The 2,033-nt window shown below is 75.1% G+C and carries 2 protein-coding genes; both read right to left on the reverse strand.

The window, feature by feature from the left end; translation table 11 throughout:
- Nucleotides 1-41: 41 nt before the first annotated feature.
- Complete coding sequence (locus LQ51_RS08820; protein ID WP_046564213.1) at nt 42-512, reverse strand: ribose-5-phosphate isomerase; 471 nt, start codon at nt 510-512, stop codon at nt 42-44.
- 64 nt (nt 513-576) lie between these two features.
- Nucleotides 577-1,785, reverse strand: coding sequence for a DUF1015 family protein (locus LQ51_RS08825; protein WP_046564214.1), 1,209 nt, complete (start codon nt 1,783-1,785; stop codon nt 577-579).
- Nucleotides 1,786-2,033 lie beyond the last annotated feature (248 nt).

A 2,033-nucleotide genomic window follows, 5' to 3' on the forward strand; every position in this document is an offset into this window, starting at 1 on the left:
CGACCCGGGCCGACCCGGGCCGGACGGGCCGGCGGCGGGGGTCAGGCGGGCAGGTCGGGGAGGCGGTGGCTCTGCTCGTACTCGGCGACCTGGGTGATCCGCCGGGCGTGCCGCGGGTTGCCGGAGAACGGTGTGGTCAGGAACGCCTCCACCAGGGCGGTCGCCTCGTCGAGGGTGTGCTGGCGGGCCCCGATGGCGATCACGTTCGCGTCGTTGTGCTCCCGGGCCAGCTGCGCGGTGTCGACGTTCCAGGCGAGGGCGGCCCGAACCCCGGCGATCTTGTTGGCGGCGATCTGCTCGCCGTTGCCGGAGCCGCCGATCACCACACCCAGGCTGGCCGGGTCGTCGACCACCCGTTGCCCGGTGTGCAGGCAGAACGCCGGGTAGTCGTCGTCCGGGTCGAAGGCGTGCGGGCCGACGTCGACCACGTCGTACCCCTGCGTGGCCAGGTGGTTCGCGAGGTGCACCTTCAGCTCGAAGCCGGCGTGATCGGATCCCAGGTAGACGCGCATACCGGGCAGTCTGACAGGCCCGCCTCCGGGCCGGCGCGCGGGCGGCGGCCCGGAGGCGGATTCGTCACAAGATCGGCTGCGGCAGCTCCGCGGCCACCAGGCCGGCGCGGGCCTTCGGGGTGAACCAGGTGCTCTTGCGGGGCATCTTCTCCCGGGCCAGGTTCACCGCGACGAAATCGTCCACGGTCACCGGGGCGATGAGGACGGCCAGCTCGGCCCGGCCCGCGTCGACCTCGCCGGTGAGCCAGCTCGCCGGATAGTCGCCCCCGACGTAGGTGATCCGCTTGTCGCCCGGGTCGAGGCCGAGCGCGTCGCGCAGCAGCAGCCGCTCCACCAGCGCGTGGTCGAGGTTCTCCAGCCGGGCCCCGCCGACCTGCGGCAGACGCACCGCGTACCCCTGGCCGGCGAGGTGGAGGTGCACGGTGCCGCCCGCTGCGGGAACCTCGGTCGGGCCCGGTTGCGCGGTGATCTCCGCGCCGGCCGCGCGGAGCCGGTCGAGCAGCTCCGCCGGCGTGGTGGTCAGCTCGCTGACCAGCCGGTTGTAGGGCTGGATGGCGACCGACGCCGGGGTGGTGATGACCGACAGGAAGCGCGGGAAGCCGCCGGTCTGCGCGGCCAGGCTGCGGTGGTTGCCGTCCGCCACCACCAGCTCGCCGCCGCCCGCCAGGTCGGTCAGCTCGTCCTGCTCCGGGCCGGGACCCAGCAGCCAGATCGCGTGCGTCCGCCCGGCCTGGTCGACGTCGGTGGCGGCCGGCGCGCCCGCCCCGTCGGTCGCCGCCGCGAGCGCCGCGTGCAGCTCGTCGCCGCGCCCGGTCTGGAGCAGGAGTACGGGCGAGAGCAGGTGCCCGAGCGCCTCGGCCAGGGCGACCCGCTCGCGCACCTTGGCGATGAACACGTCCTCGTTGCGGATCACCAGGCCGGGCTCGTCGGCCCGGGTGGAGATCTGGTCGGTGTCGACCATCGCGAAGAGCCCGTACGCGGTCTCCTCGCCCGGGGCGCTGATCCGGTAGAGCACGACGACCTGCTCGGCCGGGGTGTAGCTGCCGTCGGCCTTGGCCTCGGCGAGGCGGGCCACCGCGTCCGGGAGCGCGTCGAGGAAGGACTTCCCCACGCTCTCCGGCGCCCGGTGGGGCATCTCGATGCCCAGGGCACTGTGCGGGTTCGCCTCGATGATGGCGGTGATTTCCGCGTCGTCGGCGAACTCGTCGTAGTTCTGCGCGCCGGTGCCGCCAGTGGTGATCCAGGCCCGGGCGATCGGATGCACGACCGTCATGCCCGCTGACGCTACCCGCGCCCGCACGGGCCCCACCGGCGGACTCGCCCCCGTCCACCAGATGAAAGGCGGGGGCCGGGGGCAACGCCCACGGCGGCGCCGGGCCCCCGTGCTGGTCAGGAGGTGCCCGGCCCGTCCGGTCAGGGAGGTGCCGGGCCCGCGCCGGTCAGGAGGTGCGGTGTCGGCCGGACGGGCGGCGGCCCGGGGCCGGGGTGGGCGGCCGGGAGGTGGCGGCGGCGGTGGCGAGC

Source organism: Micromonospora sp. HK10 (genome assembly GCF_000982955.1).
Lineage (GTDB): Bacteria > Actinomycetota > Actinomycetes > Mycobacteriales > Micromonosporaceae > Micromonospora.